We start from the raw sequence: 25,823 nt of genomic DNA, 5'->3' as shown, positions 1-25,823 counted from the left end.
CAAAAAAACGCCGTCCGCGCTTGGCGGACGACGTTTCTTGTTTTCGCGCATTCTAGGGAAGCTTAGGCTTTGTCTCGGAGGCTGTCCTTGACGCCGCCGACAGTATTCTGGATCTTGCCTTCGACTTGATCGGCCTTGCCCTCGGCTTGCAGCTTGGTGTCGCCGGTCATCTTGCCGACGCCTTCCTTGACCTTACCGCCCATGTTCTTGGCGGCGCCTTCGATACGGTCGTGATCAGCCATCGAAATCTCCTGTTTTCATCGCCGCGACATATGTTTGCGGTTCGAAATACAAACGACTTCACAGGAAGCCCGTTCCGTAAGGCTCAGCTTGGGCGACGCAGCCAGACGGCGACAGCCCAGGCGTGGGAATCGTGACGCAGGCGTGAGATGGCGAAGGTCGGATCCAGCCACACCAAGGTGTGATCGTCCTCGCATTTCGCATCAGGATTTTCGGCCGCCACAGTGGCGGTCCAGAAGCCGCCGACATTGTTCACCGGCTCGCGGGTCGAACGCACGAAATACTGGCTCGCCTCTCCGATGCGGTTCAGCGGCGTGATCGTCAGTCCGGTTTCCTCGGCGAACTCGCGGATCAGGGCCTGAACCTCGGTCTCCTCGATATCCAAGCCGCCGCCGGGGAGGTCGAAATAGGGACCGGTTTCACGTTCGACGCGAACACAGGCGATCAGGCCATCACGCTCGACGATGCCGAACGCGGTGGCGCGGTGACGATAGTCCGAAGCGGGTTTGCGAACGCCGAACTGCAACATGATGAAAACCGACCCTAGAGGTCGAACGACAACCTGGCGCGCACGCCCTTGTGGGCGCCGTCGAACTCGACGGCCGACCGCAGGCCTGACGCCATGGCGGAAATGATCTTGCCGCCCAGACCCGTGCCCTTGGGCGTTCCGTCGCCCATGCCGGGACCGTCATCCTCGACTGTCAGCATCACGCGATTCTCGTTCTCGCGGCGCATATGGATGCGGATCTCGCCCCCCTGCCCCGGCGCATAGGCGTATTTCACGGCGTTGGTGACCAGTTCTGTGACGATGACGCCAATCGACACGGCCTGGTCGGTCGTGACCGACAGCGGCTCGGCGTCCAGCGTCAGCTTAGGCGATCCGTCATCCGGCCCGATGGACTTGGACAGCTCGTCCATCAGCCCGACCAGATATTCGTCCATGGCCACGTGGCTCATGTCGCCGGAGGTATAGAGGCGACGGTGAACATGGGCGACGGCCTCAATCCGCGCCTGCGATTCGCGCAGCGCGTCCTTGGCGCCCTGATCGGTGACGTGGCGCATCTGCAAGGACATGAAGCTGGACACCAGCTGCAGCGAGTTGCCGACGCGGTGGTTCACCTCACGCAGCATCGCCTCGGCCCGATCGCGCGCCCGGCGGATTTCTTCCTGAGCCAGTTCATTCTCGCGCTCAAGCCGACGGCGCGATAGGGCGTCCTCGAGCGCCGAACGCAGCAGGGAGGTGAAGTCCTCCGAGACATCTTTGATCACATAGTCCGCCGCGCCCGCCCGAAGGGCCGCAACGGCGATCCGCCCATCCTGCGCGCCCGTCACATAGACGACAGGCGGCGGCGCCGTCAGGGCCAGAATGTCCGGCAGGACGTCCAGTCCATCTCGCGTCGGCATATAGTGGTCCAGCGCGCAGATGTCGTACTCACCCTGCTGCAACAGCTCCAGCCCCGCATCGCCATCCGGCGCGCAGGTGACGGCATAGCCGTGACGCCCCAACTCCTTCTCGACCAACCGGGACAGACCCCGGTCGTCGTCGATGTAAAGCAGGCGAATAGGCTTTGGCGCGTCGATCGTCAGATCTCCGGCGCCTGGATCACCGACAGGAACAGACCCAGTTGGCGGATCGCGCCGGCGAAGGATTCATAATCCACCGGCTTGGTGATGTAGACGTTGCAGCCCAGATCGTAGCAGCGCTGGATCTCGACCTTGTCGTCGGTCGTCGTCAGCACCACGACCGGCGCGCGGCGGAGGCGCTCGTTGGCCTTCACCTTTTCCAGAATGTCCGTGCCCGACATATCGGGCAGGTTGAGGTCGAGCAGGATCAGGAGCGGGCCATTGGCGAGGATTTCGTCGCTGAACAGATAGTCGAGCGCCGCACCGCCCTCATCGAAATGCTTGATCTCGTTGTTGATATTGGCCCGGCGGATGTTCTTTTCGATCAGCTTGGCGTGGCCGTGGTCGTCTTCGACCATGATGATTTTGACGGGTTGCGTCACAGGGCGCCTCCGGGTTCAGACAGGATCAGTCGTTTGGGGAATTTCAGCAGGAAAGTCGAGCCCTTACCCAGTTCGGACTCAACGTCGATCGTGCCGCCCAGTCGACGCACGCTGTTGCGCACAAACGCCAGGCCCAACCCCTCGCCAGAACGATCCTGTCTTCCGGAGCGCCGGAACAGTTCGAAGATCCGCTCATGGTCGCGTGGGGCGATGCCTCGCCCATTGTCGGCGACCCGGTAGACGACCCAGCCGCCCGGCACGTCTTCGCCCGACACGACGATTTCGCCCGGCCGGTCGTGATCCAGATATTTGACGGCGTTGTCGATCAGATTGCCGACAATCTGCTCCATCGAAATGCGGTCGCTCTCGATCTCGGGCAGCGACTGCACCTCGATGCGCGCCCCCGAGGCTTCGGTCTGGTGATGGACGCTGTTGGCGATGTTCTGGGCCATCGCCGTCATGTCCAGCGGCTCTGGAAGCAGGTTGCGACGACCTTCGCGCGACAGCTTCAGGATGGCGTTGATCAGCCGGTCCATCTTCTCGGTCGAGGCGCGGATGAAGCCGATGGCTTCGGGCATCTCCTCTCGCACGGCGGTGACGATCTCGGGATCGACCACGCGCGTCTTTTCAGCCTCATGGATCGCCTTATCGACGACCTTGCCCGCCTGCTCCAGTTCGGAGGTGTAGCCCATCACGTTGACCAGCGGCGCGCGCAGGTCGTGGCTGACAATATAGGCGAAGCGCTGGATCTCCTCGTTCGCGCGCATCAGGTCGCCGGTGCGCTCGCGAACCTTGTCCTCCAGGCTGGCGTTGGCGGCGTCCAGGGTCGCGCGGGCGGATTGGATTTCGGACACATAACGCCGCACCAGCCAGGCTGACAGCAGAGCCAAGACGATGACCAGCAGACCGGCTATGGCGTTCATCGTGACGGTCAGGAACCCAAACAACTCCGACGCCCGGCGTCGGCTATCGATCCGGTCGGACTTCAGCTTGTCGAACCTCTCGATGGCCCCCCTGAGCTCGTCCATATACTGCTTGCCCTCGCCCGACCGCACGGCCTGGATCGCCTGACCGATCCGCCCTTGGCGCGCCAAGGTGACGGTGTTTTCCATCTCGTCCCATTTCTTGTCGCCCAGACGGTGAATGGGTTCGACGGTATCCTTCAGCGTCGGATCGAGCGCTGCGCCCTCATCCAGAAACGCCAGCGCGGGCTCCATGTCGGCCCTGGAGTCACGATAGGGCTGTAGAAAATCGCTTCGTCCCGTCAGCAGAAAACCGCGTTGCGAGGTCTCGGCGTTCAGGCTCGCAATCAGAACCGTGCGTGCGGCGCGGCGCATCTGCTGAGCGTGTTCGATGGTTTCGTTCAACGCGATGGTGCGATGGATCATCACGAAGGTCGTCGTATTGACCAAGATCAGCAGCCCGAACGCCAGGATCAGCATGGCCGAGATTGACCGGGCCAACGACGGCGTACGCATGAAGTCGCGCAGGCGCGACCATTGGGATCGGGGGTTCGGACTCATGACGGCGGAGCTTTAGCGGGGTGCGTCGCCGCGTCAAACGTCAAACTGCCAAGTCGGCGGGATCAGACCTGGCCCAGGGTCCGCAACCGGGCCTTGGGATGGATTTCGTTCTGGCTCATCACGACGGTCTGGCCGCGGAAGCGTTCGATGATCGATCGCACATAGGGCCGCGTCATGGGCCCGGTCAGCAGCACCGGATTTTCACCCGTCATGGCGATCCGCTCGAACGTGTCGCGCACGGCGCGGATGAAGTCCTGAAGGCGCGACGGCGCCATGGCCAGCTGCTTGTCCTCGCCATTGCCGATCAGGCTTTCGGCGAAGGCGTTCTCCCATTCCGGCGACAGGGTGACGATGGGCAAGGCCCCCTCTCCGTCCTTGTTCTGCCAGCACAGTTGGCGGCCCAGGCGCGCGCGAACGTGTTCGACCAGGGTTGTGACGCTGGAGCTGTGCGGCGCGGCCTCGGCCAGGCCTTCCAGGATCGCCGGCAGGTCGCGGATCGACACCTTCTCGCGCAGCAGAGACTGCAACACCCGCTGCAGCGTCGTGACGGTGACCACGCTGGGCACCAGTTCTTCGACCAGCTTCTTCTCCTCGGCGCCCAGTTCCTTCAGCAGCTTCTGCACCTCCGCGTAGGACAGCAGATCGGCCATATTGTCCTTCAGGATCTCGGTCAGATGGGTCGTCAGGACCGTTGACGGGTCGACAAGTGTATAGCCGCGGAACGTCGCCTCCTCGCGCAGACCTTCCTCGATCCAGGTCGCCGGGAGGCCAAAGGCGGGTTCGCGCATATGCTCACCCGGAAGCTCGACCTGACGGCCCGCCGGATCCATCGCCATCAGGTGGCCCAGCCGCACCTCGCCCGCGCCAGTCTCCATCTCCTTGATTCGGATGGCGTAGCCCTGGGTCGGCAGGCGCATGTTGTCGAGGATGCGCACCTGGGGAATGACGAAGCCGTATTCCTGGGCCAGGGATCGCCGCAGGGCGCGGATCTGATCGGTCAGACGGCGCCCTTCAAGATCGTTGATCAGGCTGAGAAGCGAATAGCCGAGTTCGATCTTCACCTCGTCGATGGTGAGGATGTTGGCGATCGGCTCTTCGACGTCTTCCTTGGGTTTTGCGGCCGCCGCCGCCGCCGCGATCTCCGCCTCTGTCGGCTGAGGCTTCAGGCGATTGCGACCCAGCCGCCAGGCCATGAAGCCCGAGCCGATGGCCAGAGCCGCGAACGGGATCAGCGGCATACCGGGGATCAGACCGATCAGACCGGCCGCGCCCGACACCACGCCCAACGACACGGGATTGGTCGCCAGTTGGGTGACCATGGCCTTGTCCGCCGTGCCCTCGACGCCCGCCTTGGACACCAGGAAGCCAGCGGCGATCGAGATGATGATAGCCGGCACCTGCGTCACCAAACCGTCGCCGATGGTCAGCTGGACATAGGTGTTGGCCGCCTCCATCGCCGGCATGCCGTGTTGCAGCGTACCGATCAGTATGCCGCCGATGGCGTTGATGAAGGTGATGATCAGCCCGGCGACGGCGTCGCCGCGCACGAACTTGGAGGCGCCGTCCATGGCGCCGAAGAAGGTCGATTCCTGCTCCAGCTCCTTGCGACGCAGCTTGGCCTGATCCTCGGTGATCAGGCCCGAGGACAGATCCGCGTCGATGGCCATCTGCTTGCCCGGCATGGAGTCCAGGGTGAAGCGGGCGGACACCTCGGCGATCCGGGTCGAGCCCTTGGTGATGACGACGAAGTTCACCACCAGAATGATCGCAAAGATGATCACCCCGATGATGAAGTTGCCGCCCATCATCAGCTGACCGAAGGCGTTGATGACCTGACCGGCCGCATCGTGACCTTCCTGGCCGTGGGTCAGGATCAGGCGCGTGGAGGCCAGGTTCAGGCCCAGTCGGAACAGGGTCGAGACCAGCAGCACGGTCGGGAAGATGGCGAAATCCAGCGGCCGCTTCATCATCACGGCGGTCATCAGGATCAGCACGCTGGACACCAGCGAGAAGGCCAGCAGCAGATCCAGCAGGAACTTGGGCACCGGCAGGATCAGCAGCATGATCACGCCGATCACGCCGACCGCCATCAGCACTTCGCCGCGGTTCAGCCAGCCGATCACGTCGCGGCCCGTCGGGCGCGCCATGCCGTCCTTCATCAGGATAGGCGCATCAGCCACGGCCCAAGACCTTCAGCGCGCGACGCGTCGCCTCGGCGTTCACGGCCGCATTCGCGTCGTCCGACGTCGCCCGTGTCGCATGGTAATAGGCGGCGACGATCACAGGTTGACCGTTCGGCGGATACAGCAGGCCGATGTCATTGGTCGGCCCATAGCCCCCCGTCCCCGTCTTGTGCGCCACACGCCAATCCGCAGGCGCTCCAGCCCTAAGACGATTCTGACCCGTGGGCGTATCGGTCATCCACTGCAACAACAGGGCGCGTGACACTGCGGTCAGGGGCGAGGCCGGATCGAGGAACAGTCGTTGGAGATTGGCGACGGACTGGGACGGCAGGATCGTATCCTTGTCCCCGTCCAGACGATTCATCTCCGGTTCGAAACGGTCGGACCGGGTGCTAACGTCGCCGATGCCGCGATAGAAGGTCTGCATCGCCGACGGGCCGCCCATGGCCTTCAGCAACAGATTGGCTGCGGGATTGTCGCTGACCTCCACCGCGCCTTTCATCAACTGCTCGACCGTCAGGCTGGCGCCGACGGCGGGCTCGGTCGCCGGAGCGTGGTCGATCATGTCCGCCGCCGTGATCGGGATGCGACGATCCAAACGCTCCTGCCCGACCTGCGCCCGCAACAGGGTCGCCGCGGCCAGATACATCTTGAAGGTCGAGCAATAGACGAAGCGTTCCTCGCCGCGCCAAATCAGCTTACGGCCCGTCGCCGCGTCCTGAACGACGAAGCCGAGACGGCCGCCATTGCGCGCTTCAAGGTCCGACAGGTCAATGACCTCGTCCGCCCAGGCGACGGGCGCGGCAGGGCGTGATGCCGCGCGCGGCGAACAGCCGACCGCGCTCAAGGCGGCCAGCCCCGTCAGGACGCGTCTGCGCTCCACCGCTGCGCGCATGGGCTCAGGCCGCGTAGCCCGAGGCGGAGACGCCGCTTTGCGGCGCCGGAATGGCCGTGCCCTCGTCGGCGTATTCGTTCAGCTTGTTGCGCAGGGTGCGGATCGAGATGCCCAGGATGTTGGCCGCATGGGTACGATTGCCCAGGCAGTGGGTCAGGGTGTCCAGGATCAGCGTCTTTTCCATCGCCGCCACGGTCTGACCCACGAAGCTGCGGGTCACGGCGTCGGCCGCTTGGGCGGCGCGCGCGGCCACCCCGGCTTGCGGCGCCGCATAGGCCTGTCCCGCCATCATGCCCGCGCCCATGCCGCCCAGCGGCTGACCGTCCGGCAGGCGGATGGCGTCGACGTCGATCTCGGGGCCGGTCGCCAGCAGCACCGCGCGGTGCATGGCGTTTTCAAGCTCGCGAACGTTGCCCGGCCAGCGATGGGCCGAAATGGCCTGACGCGCGGCGGCCGAGATCGGACGCACCGGCACGCCGTTCGCGGCGGCGTACTTCTTGATGAAGTGGTCGGCCAGAACGACGATGTCGCCGGGCCGCTCGCGCAAGGACGGCAGGCGCAGGTTCACCACGTTCAGGCGATACAGCAGGTCCTCACGGAAGGTGCCTTCCGCCACAGCCTTGGCCAGATCGCGGTTCGAGGTGGCGATGATGCGGATGTTGACAGAGACCGGCTTGGAGCCGCCGACACGGTCGATGACGCGCTCCTGGATGGCGCGCAGCAGCTTGGCCTGAAGCCGGGCGTCCATCTCGGAGATTTCGTCCAGCAGCAGGGTGCCGCCGTCGGCCTCTTCGAACTTGCCGATGCGGCGCGCAACGGCGCCGGTGAAGGCGCCCTTCTCGTGGCCGAACAGTTCGGATTCCAGCAGATTGTCGGGAATGGCGGCGCAGTTGACGCTGATGAAGGGGCGCTCGGACCGACGCGAATGCTCGTGCAGATACCGCGCCATCACCTCCTTGCCGACGCCGCTTTCGCCGGTGATCAGGATTGAGGCTTCCGAGCGCGCGACCTGGTCGGCCAGTTGCAGCACAGCCTTCATCGAGGGGTCGGCCGAGATCATCGGCTTTTCGTCGTCGGCGACGGCCGACAGGACAGCGGCGATCAGTTCGGCGTCGGGCGGAAGCGGAATGAATTCCTTGGCGCCGGCCTTGATGGCAGCGGCCGCCTCTCGCGCATCGGCGTCGACGCCGAAGGCCACGACCGGAATGGTGATCCGCTCGGCTTCGTTGGCGGCGATCAGGGCGGCGATGTCCAGCTGATAGTCGACCATCAGCAGGTCGGCGCCCTGCCCCCGGCGCAGTTGTTCGGTCGCCTGATCCGCGCGCTCGACGTGATTGACCTTGGCGCCGTGCGCCATGGCCATCTTCACCGCTGAAGCGAGCTGGCCGCTCAGTCTGCCTACCACTAGAAGACGCATCGTTCTTCTCCTCTAATCTCTAAAGGCGGTCGCCAATCAGGCGCCCGAATCCTCGGTCTTGATGATTTCCGTCATGGTCACGCCCAGCCGGTCGTCGACGACGACGACCTCGCCGCGCGCGATCAGGCGGTTGTTGACGAAGATGTCGATCGCCTCGCCCACCTTGCGATCCAGCTCCAGCACCGAGCCCTTGTTCAGTTTCAGCAGCTGGGCCACCGACATGTGCGACTTGCCTAGCACGGCCGAAATGTTGACCGGCACGTCGAAGACGGTGGCCAGGTCGGCGGCGCTCTTTTCGCCGCCGTCGTCGAGGGGCGGAAGGCCGGAGAAGTCGGAGAACTCCTCCAGCGCTAGGTCGTCGGATGCCATCAGAACATGCTCCTGTCGACGGGAAGGGTTTCGGCGTGTCCGGCCTCGGCGGCCAGGGCGGCGGTCAGGGCTTCGGCGACGCGGTCGGCCGAACCTTGCGGATCGTGATCCGCGCGCCCGTCTGCCCATTCCAGCTGGAAGGCGGCCTGGGCCATGCCCGGTTCATCGCGGAAGGCGACCGTGCCGGTAAAGCCGCTGTCGGCGCAGGCGCGCTCGATCAGGCCGCGCGCCTCGTCATCCAGGCCCGAGGCGCGAACGACCAGACGCGGCGAGGCGTCGATTTCCTGCGCCAGCAGTTCCAGCGCGGCCTTCAGCGGCGCATGCGGAAACCGGTCCAGCGCGGCCCCTGCGATGGTGCGCGCAGCAGCCAGGGCCAGGTCGGCGGCCTGTTCACGATGGGCCTGGGCCACAGCCTTCAGGGTCGGCATGGCCGATGCGACGGACTGGGCGATATTGCTCAGGGCCATGGCGCGGATGTTCTCGACCTCGCTCAGAGCCTGTTCGCGCGCTTCCAAACGGCCCTGCGCCACCAGGGCGTCGACCTCGGCCGGCAGGTAGGAGCGTTTCGCCGGCTTCCAAGCGCTCGCGCTCACCACAGAGCCGTCGGCGTCGAACTCGGTGTCGAAGGCGAAGAGACGCCGGATTTCGGGGGACTGGGTCATGTCAGTAGATCAACTCGTCGTCGGAGCCCTGACCAGCCAGCATGATGTCGCCCTTGGCGGCCAAATCCTTAGCGACCTGAACCATCGCCATCTGGGCGCCGTCGACATCCTTCAGACGCACCGGTCCCATCGACTCCATATCCTCGCGCATGATCTTGGAGGCGCGCTCGGACATGTTGGAGAAGAACATTTCGCGCAGCCCTTCGGACGCCCCCTTCAAGGCTAGGCCCAGCGCGTCCTTTTCCACGGCGCGCAGCAGGGTCTGCACCCCGCCCGGATCCAGCTTCGACAGATCCTCGAACACGAACATCAGGGCGCGGATGCGTTCGGCCGACTCGCGGTTGCGCTCTTCCAGGGCCCCGATGAAGCGGGCCTCGGTCTGGCGATCGAAGCTGTTGAAGATGTCGGCCATCATTTCGTGGCTGTCGCGCTTTGAGGTCCGCGCCAGGTTCGACATGAACTCGGTGCGCAGGGTGGCCTCGATCTTGTCCAGGATCTCGCGCTGCACAGGCTCCATGCGCAGCATCCGCTGGACGCATTCCAGGGCGAAGTCTTCCGGCAGGCTGGTCAGGACGCGGGCGGCGTGGTCCGAACGCACCTTGGACAGGATGACGGCGACGGTCTGGGGGTATTCGTTCTTCAGATAGTTGGCGAGAACCGCCTCGTTCACATTGCCGAGCTTGTCCCACATGGTGCGACCGGCCGGGCCCCGGATTTCCTCCATCAGGCCGTCAACGCGATCCTTGGGCAGGAAGGCGGCCAGCAGTTTTTGCGTCTGCTCATAGCTGCCGATCACGGCGCCGGAGCCGGACAGGCCCGACACGAACTCGATCATCAGGGCCTCGACGGCCTCGGCGCTGACATTGCCCAGGGTCGCCATCGCCTGGGAGATTTCCTTGACCTCGTCATCATCCAGCCGCTCCCACAGGGCGGTATGCTCTTCGCCCAGGGCCAGCAGGATGACGGCGGCCTTCTCCGGTCCCGACAGCTTGTTGGGATCGTCGATCGCAACCTTCTTGTTGACCAGCTTCGCCATCAGCCTTCCGCCACCCAGGTCCGCAGGATGCCGGCCGCATCATCGGGATGCGCCTGAACGAAATCGGCGACCTTCTTGACCGAGGACGCCTTCACTTGGCCCTCGATGCGGGCGATGTCGATCTTCTGATCCATCTCGCTGGGCGCCGGCAGCTGTACCAGTTGCGGCTGACCGTCGGCTCCGATGACCGTAGTCGCCACCGTGGTGACGGGCACGCCGTTCGCGCCCGCTAGCGCCGGCAGATTGCCTCCGCCGCCCGCGGCCGTCTTCAGCAACGGACGCAGCACGAAGAAGATCAGCAGCAGGGCGACGACCGTCAGAATGCCCAGTTCGACGAAGCGCATGATGTCGTTCTTGGAGAAATCGAATAGCGACGACTTGCCGTCCAGACCGCCCTCGATGCCGGTGTCGTGGTTGAAGCGGACGTTGATCACTTCGATCTTGTCGCCGCGCGTCTCGTCGATGCCGGCGGCGGCGGCGACCAGCGACTTGATCTGGGCGATCTCCTCGGCGGTGCGCGGCGCATAGGTCGGCTCGCCCTTGCCGTCCTTGGCCGGCGTCCACTTGCCGTCGACTGCGACGGCGACGGCCAGCTTCTTGACCTCGCCCGGCTCCTTGGTCGTGGTCGTGGTCGTCTTGGAGATTTCGTAGTTGGTCGTCTCGGCGTTTTCCGAGTTGGTCGAGCCGACGGGCGTCGCGCCGGGCGCAGCGCCGCCAGGGATGTTGTTGGTCGCGGTCACGCCGCCGTCGGTCTGTCCGCTGTTGTCAGCGGATTGCGAGCCGTTGGTGGTGGTCGAGCGGACGACCTGACCGTCCGGGTCGAACTTCTCTTCCTGGGTGGTGGCGCGGCTCTGGTCGATGTCGGCCGTCACCTGAACGCGGGCGGCGCCGGCGCCGACGACGCCTTCGACGATGTCCTTGATGCGCGCCTGAAGCTGGCTCTCGGTATTGCCCTTGGCCTCGGCGGCGGACGCGGAGGTGAAGGTTCCGTCGTCGCTGCCGGCGGCAAGTGTGCGGTTCGTCTGGTCCGCCACGGTGACGCGGTCGGGCTTCAGGTTCGGCACGGACGAGGCCACCAGGTTGCGGATCGCCCGCACCTGGTCGCTGGTCAGATCACGGCCGCCCAGGCCCACCAGAACGGCGGCGGTCGGTTCGCCTGCGGCCGAGGTGAACATCTCGCGGCGCGGCATGGTGATGTGGACGCGGGCTGCCGTGATGCCGCGCATGGACATGATGGTGCGCGACAGCTCCCCCTGCAGCGCGCGCTGCTCGTTCAACTGCTGCTGAAACTCGGTCTGACCCAGCACCGACTGGCTGTCGAACAGTTCGTAACCGACCGATCCGGAGGTGACCAAGCCCTTGCCCGCGACCAGCATCCGGGCCGTGCCGACGTCGTCGCGGTTGACCATGATGGTCGAGCCGTCGCCCTTGGACGAATATTTGATGCCGGCCTGATCCAGGGCGGCGGTGATCTCGCTGGCTTCGCGCAGATCCAGGTTGGAATACAGCAGCGCGTCGGGCGCCTGGCCCATGCGCAGCATGACGGCGACCAGCACGGCGGCCACGCCTGCGGCGACGCCGAGAACCGCAGCCAGACGGCCGATCCCGAACTTCTGCAACGCCGCTGTGAAGCCGCCCACGCGTCCCCGCCCCCTACTCGCGGGAGACACGAACGCCCCGCTAGGCAGAAAATGCCGCCTGGATGGTAAACGTCGCGTTAAGACCCGCTTAAGGGCGCGCCCCGCCCGCCTGAAGCTGCGGCAAGACGGCCGGCGCACCGGACGGCAGCGGGGCTTTCGGATCTCTCAACCACGACACCACGTCGCGATAGACGATCTCTGCGTCCAGGTCGCGGTTCAGCAGATGCCAGCCGTTCGGATACCAGGCGGTCCGCAGCGTCCCGCCCTCCCGCTCGGCCCGCTCCAGCGCCAGCTTCATCGGCCCCTTCTTCACCACCTCGTCATGGGCGCCGTACATCAGGATGGCGTCGCCCCGGATGCGGCCCAGGCTGCGCGACGAGGCCTCCATCAGATCGACCAGCCCATAGACCGTGTCGAACCGGGTCGCGAGGATGCTCATCGGATCGCGCCCGTTGCGGATCAGCTCCAATGTGTTGGATGAAGCGTGGATATCGCGCGTGATAAACTCAGGCGGTTCCAGCGCCACGTCGCCCAGCGCCCGCGCCGCAATGTTCAGCGCCGCGCTGTTCAATGGTCCCTGCGTCGACCAGCCCCAGACGCCGGGCGCCAGCAGCACGATCCGGTCCGCATCCGGGGGATGGTCGGAGCCGAACGCGGCGGCGGTGACAGACCCGCCCATGCTCTCGCCCACCACGGCGATGACGGCATGGGGATAGCGGGCGCGCGCCATCGCGGTGATCTCGCGCAGATCATCGGTCATCCGCTGCTGCCCGGCCCATTCGCCTCGCCCCGGCGCCCCGCCGAAGCCGCGCTGCTCGTAGGACCAGGTCTCGATCCCCTGCTCGGCCCACCAGGGGCCGGCCAGACGGAAGCTGGCGTCGTGATCGTTCATCCCATGCAGGGCCACGATCACCGCCCAGGGCGCCCCATCCTTTGGACCCCAATGCAAATACGGCAGGCGCGCGCCGTCCGACATGACAAGAGCCCGATCCTCGACATGGGCGCCGACAAAGCCCGGCGACGGCGTCAACGGCGGCTGAATGTGAGGTGCGGCGCAGGCCGACAGAATGAGCGCGGCGGTCAGCGGCAGTAGTCTGGAGGCGATCAAGGCCATGTGTCCCAAGCAGCGCTCACGATACCACCGACAAGTCCTTCTCGCTGGAGCGAACGGCCGCCGGATTTGCAGAAGTCAGAATGCGCCGAACCCGTTCCCGCAGATAGGGAAGCACCTCCGCCTCAAACCACGGATTCTTCCTAAGCCAAGCCGTATTGCGCCACGACGGATGCGGCAACACCAGCAGATCCGGCGCATACTCCCGCCACGCTCGGACCGTTTCGGTCATGGTCCGCCTGGCCCTGTCGCCCAGCGCCCACGCCTGGGCATAGCCGCCGACCAGCAGGGTCAGTTCCATCTGCGGCAGGGCGTCCAGCAACTGCGGTCGCCACAGTTCCGCACAGCGTGTCGGCGGCGGATAGTCGCCGCCTTTCGGCGCGGTTCCCGGATAGCAGAAGGCTTGGGCCGCGACCCCTATGCGCGGGTTGGCGTAGAAGGTCTCGTAGTCCACGCCCATCCAATCACGAAGACGATCGCCAGAGGGATCCGTGAACGGCAGGCCGCTCTCATGGACACGTCGTCCCGGCGCCTGGCCGCAGATCAGTAATCGCGTCTCGGGAAACACCCGCACTACCGGGCGCGGCGTGTGCGGCAGGACGCCCGCGCAGGCGCGACAGGCGCGGATGTCGTTCAGGATATCCTGGAGATCAGTCGTCATCGCCCTCGACGACCGGCGGACGGCGGCTCAACGCCAGGGCCGTCTCTTCCTCGGTCGCCTGACGCAGGCGTGTGACGCCGCGGAAGTTGTCCGGATCGACCGCCTTGCCCTTCTTGGTGATGGTCAGCTTGCCCTGGCGCATCAGGCCCAAAGCAGTCGCGCGAACCTTGGGCAGCATGCGCTGCCACTGCTCGGGCTGTAGCTCTTTGGCCACTTCCGCCGGCTCAATGCTCTTGCCGGGCTCAAGCGCGGCGATTTTGTTCAGGATTGCGGTTTCGATCGGGTCGCTCATTGCGCCTATATGCTGCAACGCACGCCCATAAGTAAGGCCGAGTCTGCATGCCCAAGAAAATCACCATCACCGAGGGCGAGTTCGCCGGCTGGCAGACCTACGATCTGCACGACACCTTCGACACGGTGGTCGGCCCCTTCTACGGCAAGCCGGACCCCGACGGGCACATGCGCTGCGCCTTCCGCGCCGAGCAGAAGCACATGAACGCAGGCGGGCGGATGCACGGCGGCTGCCTGATGACCTTCGCCGACATCGCCATGTTCCAGATCGCCTATCAGGAGATGGAGGGCGCCTCGGGCGTCACGGTCCAGCTGGACTCCACCTTCATCGACGGCGGCTATGTCGGCGAACTGATCGAGGCCACGGGCCAAGTCACCAAGGCGGGCAAGAGCCTGATCTTCGTACGGGGTCAGATCAATACCGGCGAGCGCCTGTTGATGACCTTCTCGGGCGTCATCCGCAAATTCACGCCGCGCGGCTGAAGCGCGCGATCACCGAGAGCATCAAGGCCAGTCCCGCAGCCGGCCATAACGCCGCCAACCCCAGCCATTGGTAAGTCAGGGCGCCTAAAACCGCACCTGCCGTCAATCCAGCCCACAGGGCGAGATAGGGACGATAGGTCGTACGGTCGCGCCCGGTTGCAGCGGCGGCCAAGGCTTGCCCGAGCTTGACCAGAGCGCCGGTCATATAGGTCAGGCTGACGCCGACCTCTCCATTTCGCAGGAAGACCGAATTCTCCGCCCCCATTGCCGCGACCATCAGCAGGATGGCCAGCGACGTCAGACCGAACGCCGCCGCCAAGGCCGCACAGGCCAGCAATAGTCCTTCGAAAAATAAAACTCGGCTGCGTGACCGCGCGCCCTCCCCCCCCCGCGATCAGCGCCCCGAGGAACGACCCAAGCACGAAGACCGCGAGAATGGCGGCCAGATGCCCGACGGCCAGCCAGTGTCCCGAGGCCAGGCTGGCGGCAAGCCGCGTGGAGTTGCCGCTCATGAACGAGACGAACACACCGCCAAGCTGCAGGAAGCCCAGACTGTCCACATAGCCCGCAGGACCCGCCAGCAGCAGCGCCAGTCCACGGTCCAGCGGGGCAAGCGCGCGCATTGGATCTAGGCCCGCCTTAGAGCCCGAACACCGCCGCCGGCATCGCGCCGACGATGGCCGCGGTCATCAGGGTGGCCAGGAAACCGGCGAACAGGCCCTTCCAGACCATGCCCAGCACCTCTTCGCGGCGTTCCGGCATCAGGACCGACAGGCCGGTCACGGTGATGCCGACCGAGCCGATATTGGCGAAGCCGCACAGCGCGTAGGTCATCAACATCCGCGTGCGCTCGGTCATCTCGGCGGCCGGCACCTTGCCCAGGTCGATAAAGGCGACGAACTCGGTCAGGGTCAGTTTGACGCCCAGCAGCCAGCCGGCGACATCGGCGTCCTTCCACTCGACCCCGATCAGCCAGGCGACCGGCGCGAAGATCCAGCCCAGCATCCGCTCGACCGTCAGGGGCGCGTCGAACACCACGAACCCGCCCAGCATGACGTTGACCAGGGCGACCAAGGCCACGAACACGATCAGCACGGCCGAGATGTTCAACACGACCATCAGGCCGTCGGACGTGCCCTTCACGATGGCGTCGATGGCGCTGTCGTATTTCAGGGCCGAGTCATAGTCGGCGACTGCGCCGCCCATACCCTCTTTCTCGGGGATGATGATCCGGGCCAGCAGCACGCCGGCCGGCGCCGAAACGATCGACGCCACCAGCACGTGCCCCGCCGCATTGGGCAGGACCGGCGACAGGATGGTCGCATAGGCCACCATGGTCGAACCGGCGACCGTCGCCAGGCCAACAACCATCATCAGGAAGATCTCGGACCGCGTCAGCTTGTCCAGATAGGCGCGGATCACGATCGGGCTTTCGATCATGCCCAGGAAGATGTTGGCCGCGACCGCCAGGGCCGACGCGCCGCCCAAACCCATCGTTTTCTGGAACAGAAAGCCGAAGCCCAGCGTGATCCACTTCAGAATCTTCCAGTGCCACAGCAGGGCCGACAGGGCGGAAATCACCAGGATCAGCGGCAGAACCTGGAAGGCGAAGGTGAAAAGCGCGCCCTGGTTCGAGACCGTATAGGGTTGGTCCCCGCCGGCCAGATAGCCGAAGACGAACTTGGTCCCCTCGGTCGTGGCGACCGCAAGACCGTCCACCGCGCCCGTCACCGCCGCCAGCACCGCCTGCGAGCCCGGAATGGCGAACAGGGCCAGCACCAGCCCCGCCTGCACCAGGATCGCGCCGATGGTCAGCCGCCAAGGGAAGGCCTTGCGGTTTTCCGAGATCGCCCAGCAGACCGCGACGATGACGACCAGACCCAGAAGGCTCTGGAGGTTCAGGAGGCTGAACATGAAAACGATCCCCGCACCCGGCGCGCCTGCCGGTCTGTATTCGCTTCAAGGACAAAGTGACGCGGCTGGCAAGCGAAACGAAAAAGGGCGGCCCCTTAAGGGACCGCCCTAATCCTGTCGTCGCGCCGCGGCTTACAGCTGGCCGCGCACCAGCTTGCCGTAGTGATCCATCAGATCCAGCGACAGGGCGCCGGGGGTGAAGCGGTATTCGCCCACCTCGGCGACCGGGGTCACCTCAACGGCCGTGCCGGTCAGGAAGCATTCGGTGAAGTCTGACAGCTCTTCCGGCTTGATCTCGCGCACCACAACCTCGATGCCTTTCTCGCGGGCGATCTCGATCACGGTCTGGCGGGTGATGCCGTCCAGAATGTGCTCGACATTCGGCGTGTGGATGACGCCGTCCTTGACGAAGAAGACGTTGGCGCCGGTCGCCTCGGCGACATAGCCGCGCCAGTCCAGCATCAGGGCGTCGGCGAAACCGCGACGCTCTGCGGCGTTCTTGGACATGGTGCAGATCATGTACAGACCCGCCGCCTTGGCTGTCGTCGGGGCCGTCGCCGGATCGGGACGACGCCACTTGGACCATTCCAGACGCAGGCCGCGCGCCTTGACCTCTGGGTCGAAATAGCTGGGCCAGTCCCACACGGCGATGGCCAGGTGAACCTTGTTGTTCAGGGCCGAAACGCTGGTCTGTTCCGGGCCGAGGTAGGCGACGGGACGCACATAGCAGTCCGTCAGACCGTTCTTGGCGCAGGTTTCCTTACAGAAGGCGTCGATTTCAGCGACGCTGTAGGGTATCTCGAAATCGAGCAGGTTGGCGGACCGCTTCAGGCGCTCGGAATGTTGCGTCAGCTTGAAGATTTCGCCGCCGTACATACGCTCACCCTCAAAGACCGACGAACCATAGTGAAGGGCATGGGTCAGAACGTGCGTTTTCGCTTCCCTCCAGGGGACGAAATCGCCATTCACCCAGATGAAGCCGTCACGATCGTCGAAAGGAACGAAGGCCATTGAAATACGTCTCCCGCGAAACTGACGGTCTTAGAGCCGCACGAATCGCTCAGGTCAACGCCGCAAGCGGGGGAAACGTCGCATGAGCATGACGGAATCGCGTTCGCATGGCCGCTCGGGCCCCATCGCCGGCCCCGGCGTCGGCCGCCATCTGCTGATTGTCGACGACGACGATCGCATCCGCGAACTGCTGAAGGAATTCTTGGCGCGCGAAGGCTATCGCGTGACGGGCGCCGCGCACGCGGCCGCCGCCAAGCGTATGATGGAGTTGATCGAGTTCGACCTGGTCGTGCTGGACGTCATGATGCCGGGCGAAAGCGGCCTGGACCTGACCAGCTGGGTCCGCAACAAGGCCGAATTGTCCAAGACGCCCGTGCTGCTGCTGACCGCGCGCGGCGATCCCGAGGATCGGATCGAAGGCCTGTCGCGCGGCGCCGACGACTATATGTCCAAGCCGTTCGAACCGCGCGAACTGGTGCTCCGCATCGACGCCATCTTGCGTCGCACCGGCGGCAAGCCGATCGGTCCCAGGGAGATCAAACTGGGCACAGCCGTCTTCGACATGGAACGGCTGGAGTTGAGCCGTGACGGCGCGCCTCAGCGCCTGACCGAGGCCGAGGCCCAGTTGCTCAAGACCCTGGCGCTTCACGCCCATGCGCCGGTCGAGCGGATGAGCCTGTCGCCGGATACCGCCGACATCACCGGACGCGCCGTGGACGTCCAGGTCACCCGTCTGCGCCGCAAGCTGGAGGTCGATCCCAAGAACCCGCGCTATCTCCAGACGGTGCGCGGCGTCGGCTATATGCTGGCTCCCGACTGAGCCAATGCGGCTTCTGCCCGCCTATCTGTGGCCGCGCTTTCTGAAGCGGCGCCTGCCGACCTCGCTATGGGGCCGGTCGCTGCTGATCATCGTCCTGCCGGTGTTGGTGATGCAGATGGCGGTGACCTGGGTCTTCTTCGACGCCCACTGGCAGACGGTGACCGCGCGCCTGTCCGAAGGCCTGGCCGGCGACATCGCCTGGGCCGTCGAAAGCTATGAGGACGACCCCAGCCCGGCGAACCTGGACAAGCTGGCCAATCGGGCCGAGCGGTCGATGTCCCTGTCCATCGTGCTGCAGGATGGGCGCACCCTTCCGACGGAAGAACGTCGCGGCGCCATCGGCGTGGTGGACCGTGTTTTGGACAGGGCCCTGGATGCGCGTCTCGACCGCCCCTACTGGTTCGACACCACCCGCTATCCCGCCTACGTCGACATTCAGGTGCAGGAGCCGCAAGGGGTGCTGCGCATCATCGCCCCACGCGAGCGCGCGGTGGCGACCCAGGCCCATATCTTCGTCCTGTGGCTGGCGGTGGCGACCGTCCTGCTGATGGGGGTGGCCATCCTGTTCATTCGTAATCAGGTCCGCGCCATCGAGCGTCTGGCCGACGCCGCCGAGGCCTTCGGACGTGGCGAAACCGTGCCGCGGTTCAAGCCACACGGCGCACGCGAGGTCCGCGCCGCCGCCGTCGCCTTCATGGCCATGCGCGACCGGATTCAACGCCACATCGATCAGCGCACCGCCCTGCTTGCCTCGGTCAGCCACGACCTGCGCACGCCCCTGACCCGTCTGCGTCTCGAACTGGCGCTGGCTCCCCCCTTCAAGCGCCAGTCCGCCATGCGCGGCGACCTGGACGAGATGGAGCATATGATCGACGAATACCTCGACTTCGCTCGCGGCGAGGCGGGCGAACCGCCCAAGCCGGTGTCGATTTCCGCGCTGCTGAAGGCGGCCGGCGAGGATGCAAAGCGCGCCGGTGCCGAGGTCAAGCTGGTGGTCGCCGAGGGCCTGACCGCCTCCGTTCGCCCCCTCGCCTTCAAGCGCGCCCTGGTGAATCTGGCCGGCAACGCCGCCTCTCACGGCGAGCATGTGCGGCTGTCGGCCCGCGCCATGGCGTCCGGCGGGCTGGAGATCATCGTCGAGGACGACGGACCCGGCATCCCCGAGGCCATGTATGACGAGGCCTTCCGGCCCTTCTCGCGCCTAGACGACTCTCGCAACCAGAACCGCAAGGGCGTCGGTCTAGGCCTCGCCATCGCGCGCGATGTGGCGCGCGGCCACGGCGGCGACGTCACTTTGGATCGCAGCGAACTGGGCGGATTGAAAGCGACGATCCGCATCCCCGGCGCGGTCACCGTCGCCGAGCCCGCCTGAGGCTTGAAAGCTTTCGTCAGCGGGGTCTGGCGGAACGGCGCTGCAAGGGTCATCTTATGGGCGACAGGGCTTGGAGATGATTTCGATGCGTAAACTCGCCTTCTTTGCACCCCTGGCCGCGACACTCGGCGTCGCCGCCATGGCTCAGGCTCAAGCGCCGACGGTGAACGTCACGGTCGGGCCGCAGCTTCAGCGCGAGGTCGAAAAGCTCGGCGACCGCGAGGTCAACGAACAGATCGCCGGCCTTCAGGCCGAGGTCGGAAAGGCCTTGGCCCAGCGTTATCCGGGCGCGACCGCCAATCTGGTCCTGGTCGATCTGAAGCCGAACCGGCCGACTTTCGAACAGGTCCGTCAGACGCCCGGCCTCGACCCGATCCGCAGCGTGTCGATCGGCGGCGCGGCCATCAAGGGTGAGATCGTGATGGCGGACGGGGTGACGCGGCCCGTGGACTATTCCTATTTCACGCCCAGCATCAACGACGTCTGGGGCTACAGCGTCTGGCGCGACGCCGACCGCGCGTTCGAGCGGTTCGGCGATCAGATCGAGCGCGGACGCTTCTAGCCCATCTCGCGGTTGCGTCTGACCGCCGCCGCGACCGTCTCGTCCAGCATCGCCGTGAGGCGGCCGTCCTTCGCCATGGCGTCAAGCCCGGCGCGGGTCGAGCCGCCAGGCGAGGCGATGCGCCCGATCAGGGCCTCCAGCGCATCGTCGCCCATGGAGTCTGCTGCGGATCTGAGCGTCGCGCGCGCCAGCAAGTCCGCCGTCGCCGCATCCAGGCCCGCCGCCTCCCCGGCCCGCGCCAGCGCTTCGGTGAAGGCGTAGAAATAGGCTGCGCCCGAGCCGGCCACCGCCGTCGCCGCATCCATCAGCGCCTCGTCGGCCAGCTCGACCGTCTCGGCCATCGGCTCGAACAACGCCCGCCCGACGTGCTCGGCGCGCGCGTCCGCCGACCAGACCGAGGCCACCCCGCGTCCACGCGACACACCGGTCGTCGGCATAACCCGCACGATGGGCCAGCCTCCCAGGCCTTCCGCTAGGGTCGGCGCCGTCACGCCCGCCATGACCGACAGGATGACGGCTCGATCGTTCAGGAACGGCGCCAGCGGAGCCAGCACTTCACGCCACATGGCCGGTTTGACCGCCAGAACGATTACCGCCGCCTCGGTCAAGACCTCCAGCGGCGGATTGATCCGCGCGCCCTTGGCCCGCGCCGTCTCGGCCGCCGGCTTTTCCGAAGGGGTGAGAATGATCAGGTCGGACGCCGCCACCGTCTCGGTCAGCAGCCAGCCTTCCAGAATGGCGGAGCCCAGTCGGCCGCAGCCGACCAGGACGACGGGACCCGGCACAGATGCCGCGCTTGGCATCAGGCGGTGCCGACGGTCTCGAACAGGCAGGCGTCGATCGCCTCCTGCGGCTTCTTGTTCCCGCGCACCATGAAGTCGAAGGCGGGGTAGTAGCGATCCGAAGCCTCGATGGCTGCGTCGATCATGGATGCGGCTTGGGCCAGCGTCGGGCGCTCGCCCATCGGCAGAGCCAGCGAATGGCGGAAGACAATCTCGCCGTCCTCGGCCCAGACTTCGAAATGACCCATCCAGGTGCGCTGGTTGATCAGACCGACCAGTTCATAGGCCGCCGTCTTGCGGCTCTTGGCCACCTTCAGATCCAGCGCACAGCACAGCTGCAGACAGTCGCCCTCGGGACGCCAGGCGAACCACAGCTCATAGTCCTTCCAGTCGCCGGCCAGAGCAAAGGCGAGGTCGCCGTCGTCGGTGCGGTCGAACGGAAGATTCTCGGCCGTGAGCACATGCTCGACGACCTCAAGCGGGTCGAAGGGCACGTCCACTTCCTCGGGCCGGGCGATGTCCATCAAGTGTCTTTCACGCTGCGTCCGCTAGAATCGCGGGCGTTAACAGAACGGTAAGCCTGTTCGCAGATTCGGCTCAACCGGCTGCGTCCCCGGGTTGAGTTCCATCTGTGGACGTTCCCTTCACGGGCTTTGCAGCCGGCTTTTGGGCGGCCTTCAGCTCTGCGATCTCGGCCCGCAGAGCGGCGATCTCGTCCTTCAGAACATCGAACTCGTCGCGACGGACCAGGTCCATTTCGGCGGCGATCCGGTCGGCCTGGGCGCGCCAGGCGGTCTTGGCCTCTTCACCCGCGGCCTGGGCCAGGCCCATGGCGCCGGTCGTCAGCTTGGCGAACTCGTCCAGAATGGGATTGCGGGTCTGCATGGCGGCTCCGACCTCAACGTCGTTAACGAAGGTTCACCGACTATGGTGAACGAAACCTTTCTTTCTGCTGCTTCGCCGGCGCCATCAAGGCGTCGTGATGCGTCTTCACAGGCGACGACAGCGGCGACGCTTGCTAAACCGCTGTCAAAGACAGTCCCGCACAGGAACGCCCCTTGCCCTTTCCCGAATTCGATCCGGTCCTGATCCACCTCGGACCGCTTCCGATCCGCTGGTACGCCCTGGCCTATGTCGCCGGCATCGTGCTGGGCTGGTGGTACGCCGCGCGCCTGGCCAAGACCCAGCGGCTGTGGGCGCCGGGCAAGCCGCCCGTCACCACGACGCAACTGGACGATCTGGTGCTGTGGATCGTGCTGGGCATCATCCTGGGCGGTCGCCTCGGCTATGCCCTCTTCTACAAGCCGGCCATGTACGGCCAGCTGTTCACCGGCCAGACGCTGGGCGAGCGGTTCGAACTGTTCCAGCTGTGGACCGGCGGCATGAGCTTCCACGGCGGCTTCCTGGGCGTCTGCCTGGCCATCGTCCTCTACGCCCGGTCGCAGAAGATCGACATGCTGCGTCTCGGCGATCTGGTCGCGCCCGTCGTGCCGATCGGACTGATGTTCGGTCGCCTGGCCAACTTCATCAACGGCGAGCTGTGGGGCCGCGAGACGACCGTCCCCTGGGCCGTGCGCTTCTGCAACGCCCGCATCGAACAGATGTACGGCTTCTGCCCCGCGGGCGATGCGCCCCGCCACCCCAGCCAGCTCTATGAGGCAGGCCTTGAAGGGATAGTCCTGTTCTCCGTCCTTTCCATTGCGATCTGGAAGTTCGGCCTGCTGAAGAAGCCCGGCTATATCACCGGCCTGTTCCTGGTCGGTTATGGCGTCTGCCGCGCGGCGCTGGAGAATGTGCGCGAGCCGGATATCGGCATGCCAGATTTCCCGTTCGGCCTGACCATGGGAATGATGCTGTCGATCCCCATGATCCTGGTCGGCGCCTGGCTGATCTGGCGCGCGTGGAAGCGCCCACCGGCTGCCGCTGAGGCATGAGCGAGACCGAAACCCTAAAGGCCCGTCTGGCGCGCGAGATCGCCCTGACGGGTCCGATGACGGTCGCCGACTACGTGACCCGCTGCCTGCACGATCCCAAGGGTGGCTACTATGCATCGCGTCCGGATTTGGGCGCGCGTGGCGACTTCATCACCGCCCCTCTGGTCAGCCAGATGTTCGGCGAACTGATCGGTCTGTGGGCGGTCGAAACCTGGAACCGGCTGGGCGCGCCAGAGCGGTTCCGCCTGGTCGAGGTCGGCCCCGGCCACGGCACATTGATGAGCGACGCCTTGCGCGCCGCCCGCCTGGTCCCGGGCTTTCTCGAAGCCTGCGATCTGATCCTGATCGAACCCAGCGCCCCGTTGCGCGATCTCCAGGCCAAGGCCCTGGCCGGCGCCGACCTCTCGCCGCGGTGGGTCCGAAGCCTGACGGCGATCGAGACCGACGCCCCTGTCATCCTGATCGCCAACGAAGTGTTGGATTGCATGCCCGCCCGCCAGTTCGTCCGCACCGACGGCGGCTGGGCCGAGCGCCGCATCGGCGTCACAGACGATGGCGACCTGATATTCGGCCTGACCGCCATTTCCGGCGGTTTTCAGAAGCCGGACTTCGAGATCGCGCCGGGCGGCATTCTGGAAATTTCGGACCAACAGGCGGTCTTCGGCCGCGACCTCGGCCTGTTGATGAAGGCCGCCTCGGGCGCCGCTCTGCTGATCGACTATGGACGCGCCCGGCCCGAAGCCGGCGACACGCTCCAGGCCCTGCGTCGTCACCAGAAGGTCAATCCGCTCGCCACGCCGGGCGAAGCCGACCTGACCCAATGGGCCGACTTCCCCTTGGTGCTGGAAGCCGCGGTGCGAACCGGCGCCGACGTCACCGGCAGCCTGCCCCAAGGCGACTTCCTGCGCCGGCTGGGCATCGAGGCGCGCGCCGAGGCGCTGAAAGCCGGCCGGCCCGCCGCCGCCGACGTCATTGCGCGCCAGTTGGATCGGCTGACCGGCGACGACCAAATGGGAACCCTGTTCAAGGCCGCCGCCATCTTCGCCCCCCGATCCCTGGTCGTGCCCGGCTGGGACGCCTGATATAGGTGGGGGCATGAGCGACCTGGCCCCCATCACCCACCCGCTTCTGACCGCCGCCGGCATCGCCCACGGCTTCTTCACCCGTGGGGGCGGCGTCTCGACCGGCCTCTATGAAGGGTTGAACGCCGGCGTCGGCTCCCAGGACGATCAGGCCGCCGTCGCCGAAAACCGCCGGCGTGTTGCGGGCCATTTCAATGCCGCCCCCGACCATCTGAACGGCTGCTATCAAATCCATTCCGCCGTGGCGCGTGTGGCCGAAGGTCCTTGGCATGGCGACCGGCCGGAGGGCGACGCCGTCGTCTCGGCCGAGCCTGGCCTGCTGTGTTCAGTCCTGACCGCCGACTGCGCGCCGATCCTGATGGCCGATCCCGACACCCGCATCGTCGCCGCCGTCCACGCCGGCTGGAAGGGCGCGTTGGGCGGCGTCATCCACTCCGCCGTTTCCGCCATGCAGGCTCTGGGCGCCGAGCCCCGGCGGGTGGTCGCTGTCGTCGGCCCTTGCATCGCGCCCGCCAGCTATGAGGTCGGCGTCGATTTCGAAGACCGCTTCACCCACCATGATCCTGGCAGCGACCGCTTCTTCCACGACGGAGAGACCGACGACAAACGCCAGTTCGACCTGCCGGGCTTCGTCCTGTGGCGGCTGCAGCAGGCAGGCGTCGGCCAGGCCGTCTGGACCGGCCACGACACCTGTGCGGACTCCGAACGCTTCTATTCGAACCGCCGCGCCTTCCAGCGCGCCGAGCCGGACTTCGGTCGATTGATTGCGGTGATCGGGGCTTAGCCCGCGCGCGCCAGTTCCGGCACGCGGGTCACTTCACGCCAGGCGTGCGGGGCGGCCAGCAGAGCACGCACCAGCTTGTTGTTGAGGGCGTGACCAGCCTTGTAGCCCTCGTAGCGACCCAGCAGCGGCGCGCCAAGCACATACAGGTCGCCGATGGCGTCCAGCGCCTTGTGACGCACGAACTCGCGTTCCATGCGCAGGCCGCCGGGATTCAGAATCTCGTCGCCGTCGATGACCACGGCGTTCTCCAGCGAACCGCCGCGCGCCAGACCCGCCTTGCGCAGCGCCTCGACCTCATGGGCGAAACCGAAGGTGCGGCAGGCCATGATCTCCTTGCGGAAGGTCGGTTCGTCCACGACGAAGTCGATCACCTGATTGCCGATCACGGCCGACGGGAAGTCGATCTCGAACCGCATCTCGTAGCGGTCGCACGGCATCAGGGCCGCATGCTTGTCGCCCTCGACGACATGGACCGTTTCCAGGATCTCGATGTAGCGCTGCGGCGTCGGCTGTGGTCGGAAACCGGCCCGGTCCAACAGCTTAACGAACTCCAGCGCCGAACCGTCCAGGATCGGCAGCTCCGGTCCGTCCACCTCGACCACGGCGTTCGACACGCCCAGGGCGGCGAAGGCAGCCATCAGATGCTCGATCGTCGACAGGCGAACGCCCGCGCCGTTCTCGATCATGGTGTTCAGACGGGCGTCAACGACCGCATCGCCCGACACCGGAATGCGGTTGTCGCGGTCGGTGATGTCGGTGCGCACGAAGACGATGCCCGTGCCCGACGGCGCAGGCCGAACCGCCAGCCGCACCCGGCGGCCGGTGTGCACCCCGACCCCGGCGATGATAGCCGGGGCGACGATGGTGCGTTCGTGATGGTCGTTTCTGACCGACAAACCTGAACTCGCTCTTTCCTTTGCGCGCCGCACGCCGTGCGGATTGCGCCCTAGGTTTCATTTAGCGGTCATGCCGCAAGCGCGAAATCAAAGTCCGGTTTCGGATTGTTTCGGTCTGAGACACATCCGGAAACGAGAAACGCCCCGGA

29 protein-coding genes and 1 pseudogene are annotated in these 25,823 nt (G+C 65.8%); 7 read left to right on the top strand and 23 right to left on the bottom strand.

Features of this window, described 5'->3' with window-relative positions; translation table 11 throughout:
* Nucleotides 1–62: 62 nt before the first annotated feature.
* The 15 genes from LG306_RS06930 to LG306_RS06860 form a co-directional block, all read right to left on the bottom strand.
* Nucleotides 63–242, bottom strand: coding sequence for a CsbD family protein (locus tag LG306_RS06930; protein WP_404419264.1), 180 nt, complete (start codon nt 240–242; stop codon nt 63–65).
* Nucleotides 243–325: 83 nt separating this feature from the next.
* Nucleotides 326–769, bottom strand: coding sequence for an NUDIX domain-containing protein (locus LG306_RS06925; protein ID WP_404419262.1), 444 nt, complete (start codon nt 767–769; stop codon nt 326–328).
* 14 nt (nt 770–783) lie between these two features.
* Entirely contained in the window at nt 784–1,746 is a 963-nt protein-coding gene (locus tag LG306_RS06920) for a histidine kinase dimerization/phosphoacceptor domain -containing protein (RefSeq protein ID WP_241004823.1), read from the bottom strand.
* 77 nt (nt 1,747–1,823) lie between these two features.
* On the bottom strand, nt 1,824–2,246 hold the full coding sequence (locus LG306_RS06915) for a response regulator (RefSeq protein WP_017504482.1): 423 nt from the start codon (nt 2,244–2,246) through the stop codon (nt 1,824–1,826).
* Entirely contained in the window at nt 2,243–3,769 is a 1,527-nt protein-coding gene (locus LG306_RS06910; protein ID WP_404419260.1) for a CHASE3 domain-containing protein, read from the bottom strand. Before LG306_RS06910 ends, LG306_RS06915 begins: the two co-directional genes overlap by 4 nt.
* A gap of 62 nt (nt 3,770–3,831) precedes the next feature.
* Nucleotides 3,832–5,928 (bottom strand): flagellar biosynthesis protein FlhA, encoded by a 2,097-nt coding sequence (flhA, locus tag LG306_RS06905; protein ID WP_404419668.1) that lies wholly within the window; start codon nt 5,926–5,928, stop codon nt 3,832–3,834.
* Nucleotides 5,929–5,941: 13 nt separating this feature from the next.
* Nucleotides 5,942–6,847, bottom strand: coding sequence for a class A beta-lactamase (gene bla, locus LG306_RS06900; RefSeq protein WP_404419258.1), 906 nt, complete (start codon nt 6,845–6,847; stop codon nt 5,942–5,944).
* A gap of 4 nt (nt 6,848–6,851) precedes the next feature.
* Nucleotides 6,852–8,264, bottom strand: coding sequence for a sigma-54 interaction domain-containing protein (locus LG306_RS06895; protein WP_404419256.1), 1,413 nt, complete (start codon nt 8,262–8,264; stop codon nt 6,852–6,854).
* A 36-nt stretch (nt 8,265–8,300) separates the two neighbouring features.
* Nucleotides 8,301–8,633, bottom strand: a complete 333-nt coding sequence (gene fliN / locus LG306_RS06890; protein ID WP_017504488.1) for a flagellar motor switch protein FliN — start codon at nt 8,631–8,633, stop codon at nt 8,301–8,303.
* Nucleotides 8,633–9,295, bottom strand: a complete 663-nt coding sequence (locus LG306_RS06885) for a flagellar assembly protein FlbE (protein WP_404419254.1) — start codon at nt 9,293–9,295, stop codon at nt 8,633–8,635. The genes fliN and LG306_RS06885 overlap by 1 nt, the downstream gene beginning before the upstream one ends.
* Nucleotide 9,296: 1 nt before the next feature.
* Nucleotides 9,297–10,331 (bottom strand): flagellar motor switch protein FliG, encoded by a 1,035-nt coding sequence (fliG, locus tag LG306_RS06880; RefSeq protein WP_404419252.1) that lies wholly within the window; start codon nt 10,329–10,331, stop codon nt 9,297–9,299.
* The gene (gene fliF / locus LG306_RS06875) at nt 10,331–11,971 is read right to left on the bottom strand and encodes a flagellar basal-body MS-ring/collar protein FliF (protein WP_404419250.1); all 1,641 of its coding nucleotides are present in this window, start codon (nt 11,969–11,971) and stop codon (nt 10,331–10,333) included. The genes fliG and fliF overlap by 1 nt, the downstream gene beginning before the upstream one ends.
* 88 nt (nt 11,972–12,059) lie before the next feature.
* Nucleotides 12,060–13,085, bottom strand: a complete 1,026-nt coding sequence (locus LG306_RS06870; protein ID WP_404419249.1) for an alpha/beta fold hydrolase — start codon at nt 13,083–13,085, stop codon at nt 12,060–12,062.
* A gap of 16 nt (nt 13,086–13,101) precedes the next feature.
* Nucleotides 13,102–13,743 (bottom strand): uracil-DNA glycosylase family protein, encoded by a 642-nt coding sequence (locus LG306_RS06865; protein ID WP_404419247.1) that lies wholly within the window; start codon nt 13,741–13,743, stop codon nt 13,102–13,104.
* Nucleotides 13,733–14,035, bottom strand: coding sequence for a DUF3253 domain-containing protein (locus tag LG306_RS06860; RefSeq protein WP_017504494.1), 303 nt, complete (start codon nt 14,033–14,035; stop codon nt 13,733–13,735). Before LG306_RS06860 ends, LG306_RS06865 begins: the two co-directional genes overlap by 11 nt.
* A 47-nt stretch (nt 14,036–14,082) precedes the next feature.
* Between LG306_RS06860 and LG306_RS06855 the strand changes: the two genes are divergently transcribed.
* Nucleotides 14,083–14,517 (top strand): PaaI family thioesterase, encoded by a 435-nt coding sequence (locus tag LG306_RS06855; RefSeq protein ID WP_017504495.1) that lies wholly within the window; start codon nt 14,083–14,085, stop codon nt 14,515–14,517.
* Here LG306_RS06855 and LG306_RS06850 read toward each other — a convergent pair.
* The 4 genes and pseudogenes from LG306_RS06850 to LG306_RS06835 all read right to left on the bottom strand — a co-directional run bounded on the left by LG306_RS06850 (nt 14,501) and on the right by LG306_RS06835 (nt 17,442).
* Nucleotides 14,501–14,854: a DUF1275 family protein gene (locus LG306_RS06850; RefSeq protein WP_404419244.1), complete on the bottom strand. Its 354-nt coding sequence runs from the start codon at nt 14,852–14,854 to the stop codon at nt 14,501–14,503. The genes LG306_RS06855 and LG306_RS06850 overlap by 17 nt on opposite strands.
* Nucleotides 14,855–14,957: 103 nt before the next feature.
* A pseudogene (locus tag LG306_RS06845) lies at nt 14,958–15,140 on the bottom strand (DUF1275 family protein); the annotation flags it as partial.
* Nucleotides 15,141–15,156: 16 nt separating this feature from the next.
* Nucleotides 15,157–16,431: a NupC/NupG family nucleoside CNT transporter gene (locus LG306_RS06840; RefSeq protein ID WP_066626388.1), complete on the bottom strand. Its 1,275-nt coding sequence runs from the start codon at nt 16,429–16,431 to the stop codon at nt 15,157–15,159.
* A 132-nt stretch (nt 16,432–16,563) separates the two neighbouring features.
* Complete coding sequence (locus LG306_RS06835; protein ID WP_045810405.1) at nt 16,564–17,442, bottom strand: branched-chain amino acid aminotransferase; 879 nt, start codon at nt 17,440–17,442, stop codon at nt 16,564–16,566.
* 88 nt (nt 17,443–17,530) lie between these two features.
* On the opposite strand from LG306_RS06835, the gene LG306_RS06830 reads away from it, so the two are divergent.
* The 3 genes from LG306_RS06830 (at nt 17,531) to LG306_RS06820 (ending at nt 20,196) form a co-directional block, all read left to right on the top strand.
* Entirely contained in the window at nt 17,531–18,262 is a 732-nt protein-coding gene (locus tag LG306_RS06830) for a response regulator (RefSeq protein ID WP_404419666.1), read from the top strand.
* A 4-nt stretch (nt 18,263–18,266) separates the two neighbouring features.
* Nucleotides 18,267–19,634, top strand: coding sequence for a sensor histidine kinase (locus LG306_RS06825; RefSeq protein ID WP_404419241.1), 1,368 nt, complete (start codon nt 18,267–18,269; stop codon nt 19,632–19,634).
* Nucleotides 19,635–19,719: 85 nt separating this feature from the next.
* A complete protein-coding gene (locus LG306_RS06820) occupies nt 19,720–20,196 on the top strand; it encodes a hypothetical protein (RefSeq protein WP_404419239.1) in 477 nt (158 codons plus the stop codon).
* Here LG306_RS06820 and LG306_RS06815 read toward each other — a convergent pair.
* The 3 genes from LG306_RS06815 to LG306_RS06805 all read right to left on the bottom strand — a co-directional run bounded on the left by LG306_RS06815 (nt 20,193) and on the right by LG306_RS06805 (nt 21,863).
* Complete coding sequence (locus LG306_RS06815) at nt 20,193–20,981, bottom strand: pyrroline-5-carboxylate reductase family protein (protein ID WP_404419237.1); 789 nt, start codon at nt 20,979–20,981, stop codon at nt 20,193–20,195. The two genes, LG306_RS06820 and LG306_RS06815, sit on opposite strands and share 4 nt — an antisense overlap.
* Before the next feature lie 17 nt (nt 20,982–20,998).
* Complete coding sequence (locus LG306_RS06810; RefSeq protein ID WP_017504503.1) at nt 20,999–21,502, bottom strand: YbjN domain-containing protein; 504 nt, start codon at nt 21,500–21,502, stop codon at nt 20,999–21,001.
* Between the two features lie 73 nt (nt 21,503–21,575).
* Entirely contained in the window at nt 21,576–21,863 is a 288-nt protein-coding gene (locus LG306_RS06805) for an accessory factor UbiK family protein (RefSeq protein ID WP_017504504.1), read from the bottom strand.
* A gap of 173 nt (nt 21,864–22,036) precedes the next feature.
* Here LG306_RS06805 and lgt point away from each other — a divergent pair, with 173 nt between their 5' ends.
* Genes lgt through pgeF form a run of 3 tightly spaced genes read left to right on the top strand, consistent with a single transcriptional unit; the run spans nt 22,037 to nt 24,778 of the window.
* The gene (gene lgt / locus LG306_RS06800; protein WP_039246902.1) at nt 22,037–22,912 is read left to right on the top strand and encodes a prolipoprotein diacylglyceryl transferase; all 876 of its coding nucleotides are present in this window, start codon (nt 22,037–22,039) and stop codon (nt 22,910–22,912) included.
* The gene (locus LG306_RS06795; protein ID WP_404419234.1) at nt 22,909–23,994 is read left to right on the top strand and encodes a class I SAM-dependent methyltransferase; all 1,086 of its coding nucleotides are present in this window, start codon (nt 22,909–22,911) and stop codon (nt 23,992–23,994) included. Before lgt ends, LG306_RS06795 begins: the two co-directional genes overlap by 4 nt.
* Nucleotides 23,995–24,007: 13 nt before the next feature.
* On the top strand, nt 24,008–24,778 hold the full coding sequence (gene pgeF, locus LG306_RS06790) for a peptidoglycan editing factor PgeF (protein WP_404419232.1): 771 nt from the start codon (nt 24,008–24,010) through the stop codon (nt 24,776–24,778).
* Here pgeF and lpxC read toward each other — a convergent pair.
* Nucleotides 24,775–25,674 (bottom strand): UDP-3-O-acyl-N-acetylglucosamine deacetylase, encoded by a 900-nt coding sequence (lpxC, locus tag LG306_RS06785; protein ID WP_295172727.1) that lies wholly within the window; start codon nt 25,672–25,674, stop codon nt 24,775–24,777. The two genes, pgeF and lpxC, sit on opposite strands and share 4 nt — an antisense overlap.
* Nucleotides 25,675–25,823: the final 149 nt, after the last annotated feature.

It is taken from the genome of Brevundimonas vesicularis (assembly GCF_044807075.1).
Lineage (GTDB): Bacteria > Pseudomonadota > Alphaproteobacteria > Caulobacterales > Caulobacteraceae > Brevundimonas > Brevundimonas vesicularis_G.
The sequence above is the reverse complement of the archived record's forward strand: the minus strand, read 5'-3'. Positions and strand labels throughout refer to the sequence as shown.

What these genes read in the sequence shown, in the direction of transcription:
- LG306_RS06930 (WP_404419264.1), bottom strand. Translation starts at nt 242, where the DNA reads ATGGCTGATCACGACCGTATCGAAGGCGCCGCCAAGAACATGGGCGGT.
- LG306_RS06925 (WP_404419262.1), bottom strand. Translation starts at nt 769, where the DNA reads ATGTTGCAGTTCGGCGTTCGCAAACCCGCTTCGGACTATCGTCACCGC.
- LG306_RS06910 (WP_404419260.1), bottom strand. Translation starts at nt 3,769, where the DNA reads ATGAGTCCGAACCCCCGATCCCAATGGTCGCGCCTGCGCGACTTCATG.
- flhA (WP_404419668.1), bottom strand. Translation starts at nt 5,928, where the DNA reads ATGAAGGACGGCATGGCGCGCCCGACGGGCCGCGACGTGATCGGCTGG.
- bla (WP_404419258.1), bottom strand. Translation starts at nt 6,847, where the DNA reads ATGCGCGCAGCGGTGGAGCGCAGACGCGTCCTGACGGGGCTGGCCGCC.
- LG306_RS06895 (WP_404419256.1), bottom strand. Translation starts at nt 8,264, where the DNA reads ATGCGTCTTCTAGTGGTAGGCAGACTGAGCGGCCAGCTCGCTTCAGCG.
- fliN (WP_017504488.1), bottom strand. Translation starts at nt 8,633, where the DNA reads ATGGCATCCGACGACCTAGCGCTGGAGGAGTTCTCCGACTTCTCCGGC.
- LG306_RS06885 (WP_404419254.1), bottom strand. Translation starts at nt 9,295, where the DNA reads ATGACCCAGTCCCCCGAAATCCGGCGTCTCTTCGCCTTCGACACCGAG.
- fliG (WP_404419252.1), bottom strand. Translation starts at nt 10,331, where the DNA reads ATGGCGAAGCTGGTCAACAAGAAGGTTGCGATCGACGATCCCAACAAG.
- LG306_RS06870 (WP_404419249.1), bottom strand. Translation starts at nt 13,085, where the DNA reads ATGGCCTTGATCGCCTCCAGACTACTGCCGCTGACCGCCGCGCTCATT.
- LG306_RS06865 (WP_404419247.1), bottom strand. Translation starts at nt 13,743, where the DNA reads ATGACGACTGATCTCCAGGATATCCTGAACGACATCCGCGCCTGTCGC.
- LG306_RS06860 (WP_017504494.1), bottom strand. Translation starts at nt 14,035, where the DNA reads ATGAGCGACCCGATCGAAACCGCAATCCTGAACAAAATCGCCGCGCTT.
- LG306_RS06855 (WP_017504495.1), top strand. Translation starts at nt 14,083, where the DNA reads ATGCCCAAGAAAATCACCATCACCGAGGGCGAGTTCGCCGGCTGGCAG.
- LG306_RS06840 (WP_066626388.1), bottom strand. Translation starts at nt 16,431, where the DNA reads ATGTTCAGCCTCCTGAACCTCCAGAGCCTTCTGGGTCTGGTCGTCATC.
- LG306_RS06835 (WP_045810405.1), bottom strand. Translation starts at nt 17,442, where the DNA reads ATGGCCTTCGTTCCTTTCGACGATCGTGACGGCTTCATCTGGGTGAAT.
- LG306_RS06830 (WP_404419666.1), top strand. Translation starts at nt 17,531, where the DNA reads ATGACGGAATCGCGTTCGCATGGCCGCTCGGGCCCCATCGCCGGCCCC.
- LG306_RS06825 (WP_404419241.1), top strand. Translation starts at nt 18,267, where the DNA reads ATGCGGCTTCTGCCCGCCTATCTGTGGCCGCGCTTTCTGAAGCGGCGC.
- LG306_RS06820 (WP_404419239.1), top strand. Translation starts at nt 19,720, where the DNA reads ATGCGTAAACTCGCCTTCTTTGCACCCCTGGCCGCGACACTCGGCGTC.
- LG306_RS06810 (WP_017504503.1), bottom strand. Translation starts at nt 21,502, where the DNA reads ATGGACATCGCCCGGCCCGAGGAAGTGGACGTGCCCTTCGACCCGCTT.
- LG306_RS06805 (WP_017504504.1), bottom strand. Translation starts at nt 21,863, where the DNA reads ATGCAGACCCGCAATCCCATTCTGGACGAGTTCGCCAAGCTGACGACC.
- LG306_RS06795 (WP_404419234.1), top strand. Translation starts at nt 22,909, where the DNA reads ATGAGCGAGACCGAAACCCTAAAGGCCCGTCTGGCGCGCGAGATCGCC.
- pgeF (WP_404419232.1), top strand. Translation starts at nt 24,008, where the DNA reads ATGAGCGACCTGGCCCCCATCACCCACCCGCTTCTGACCGCCGCCGGC.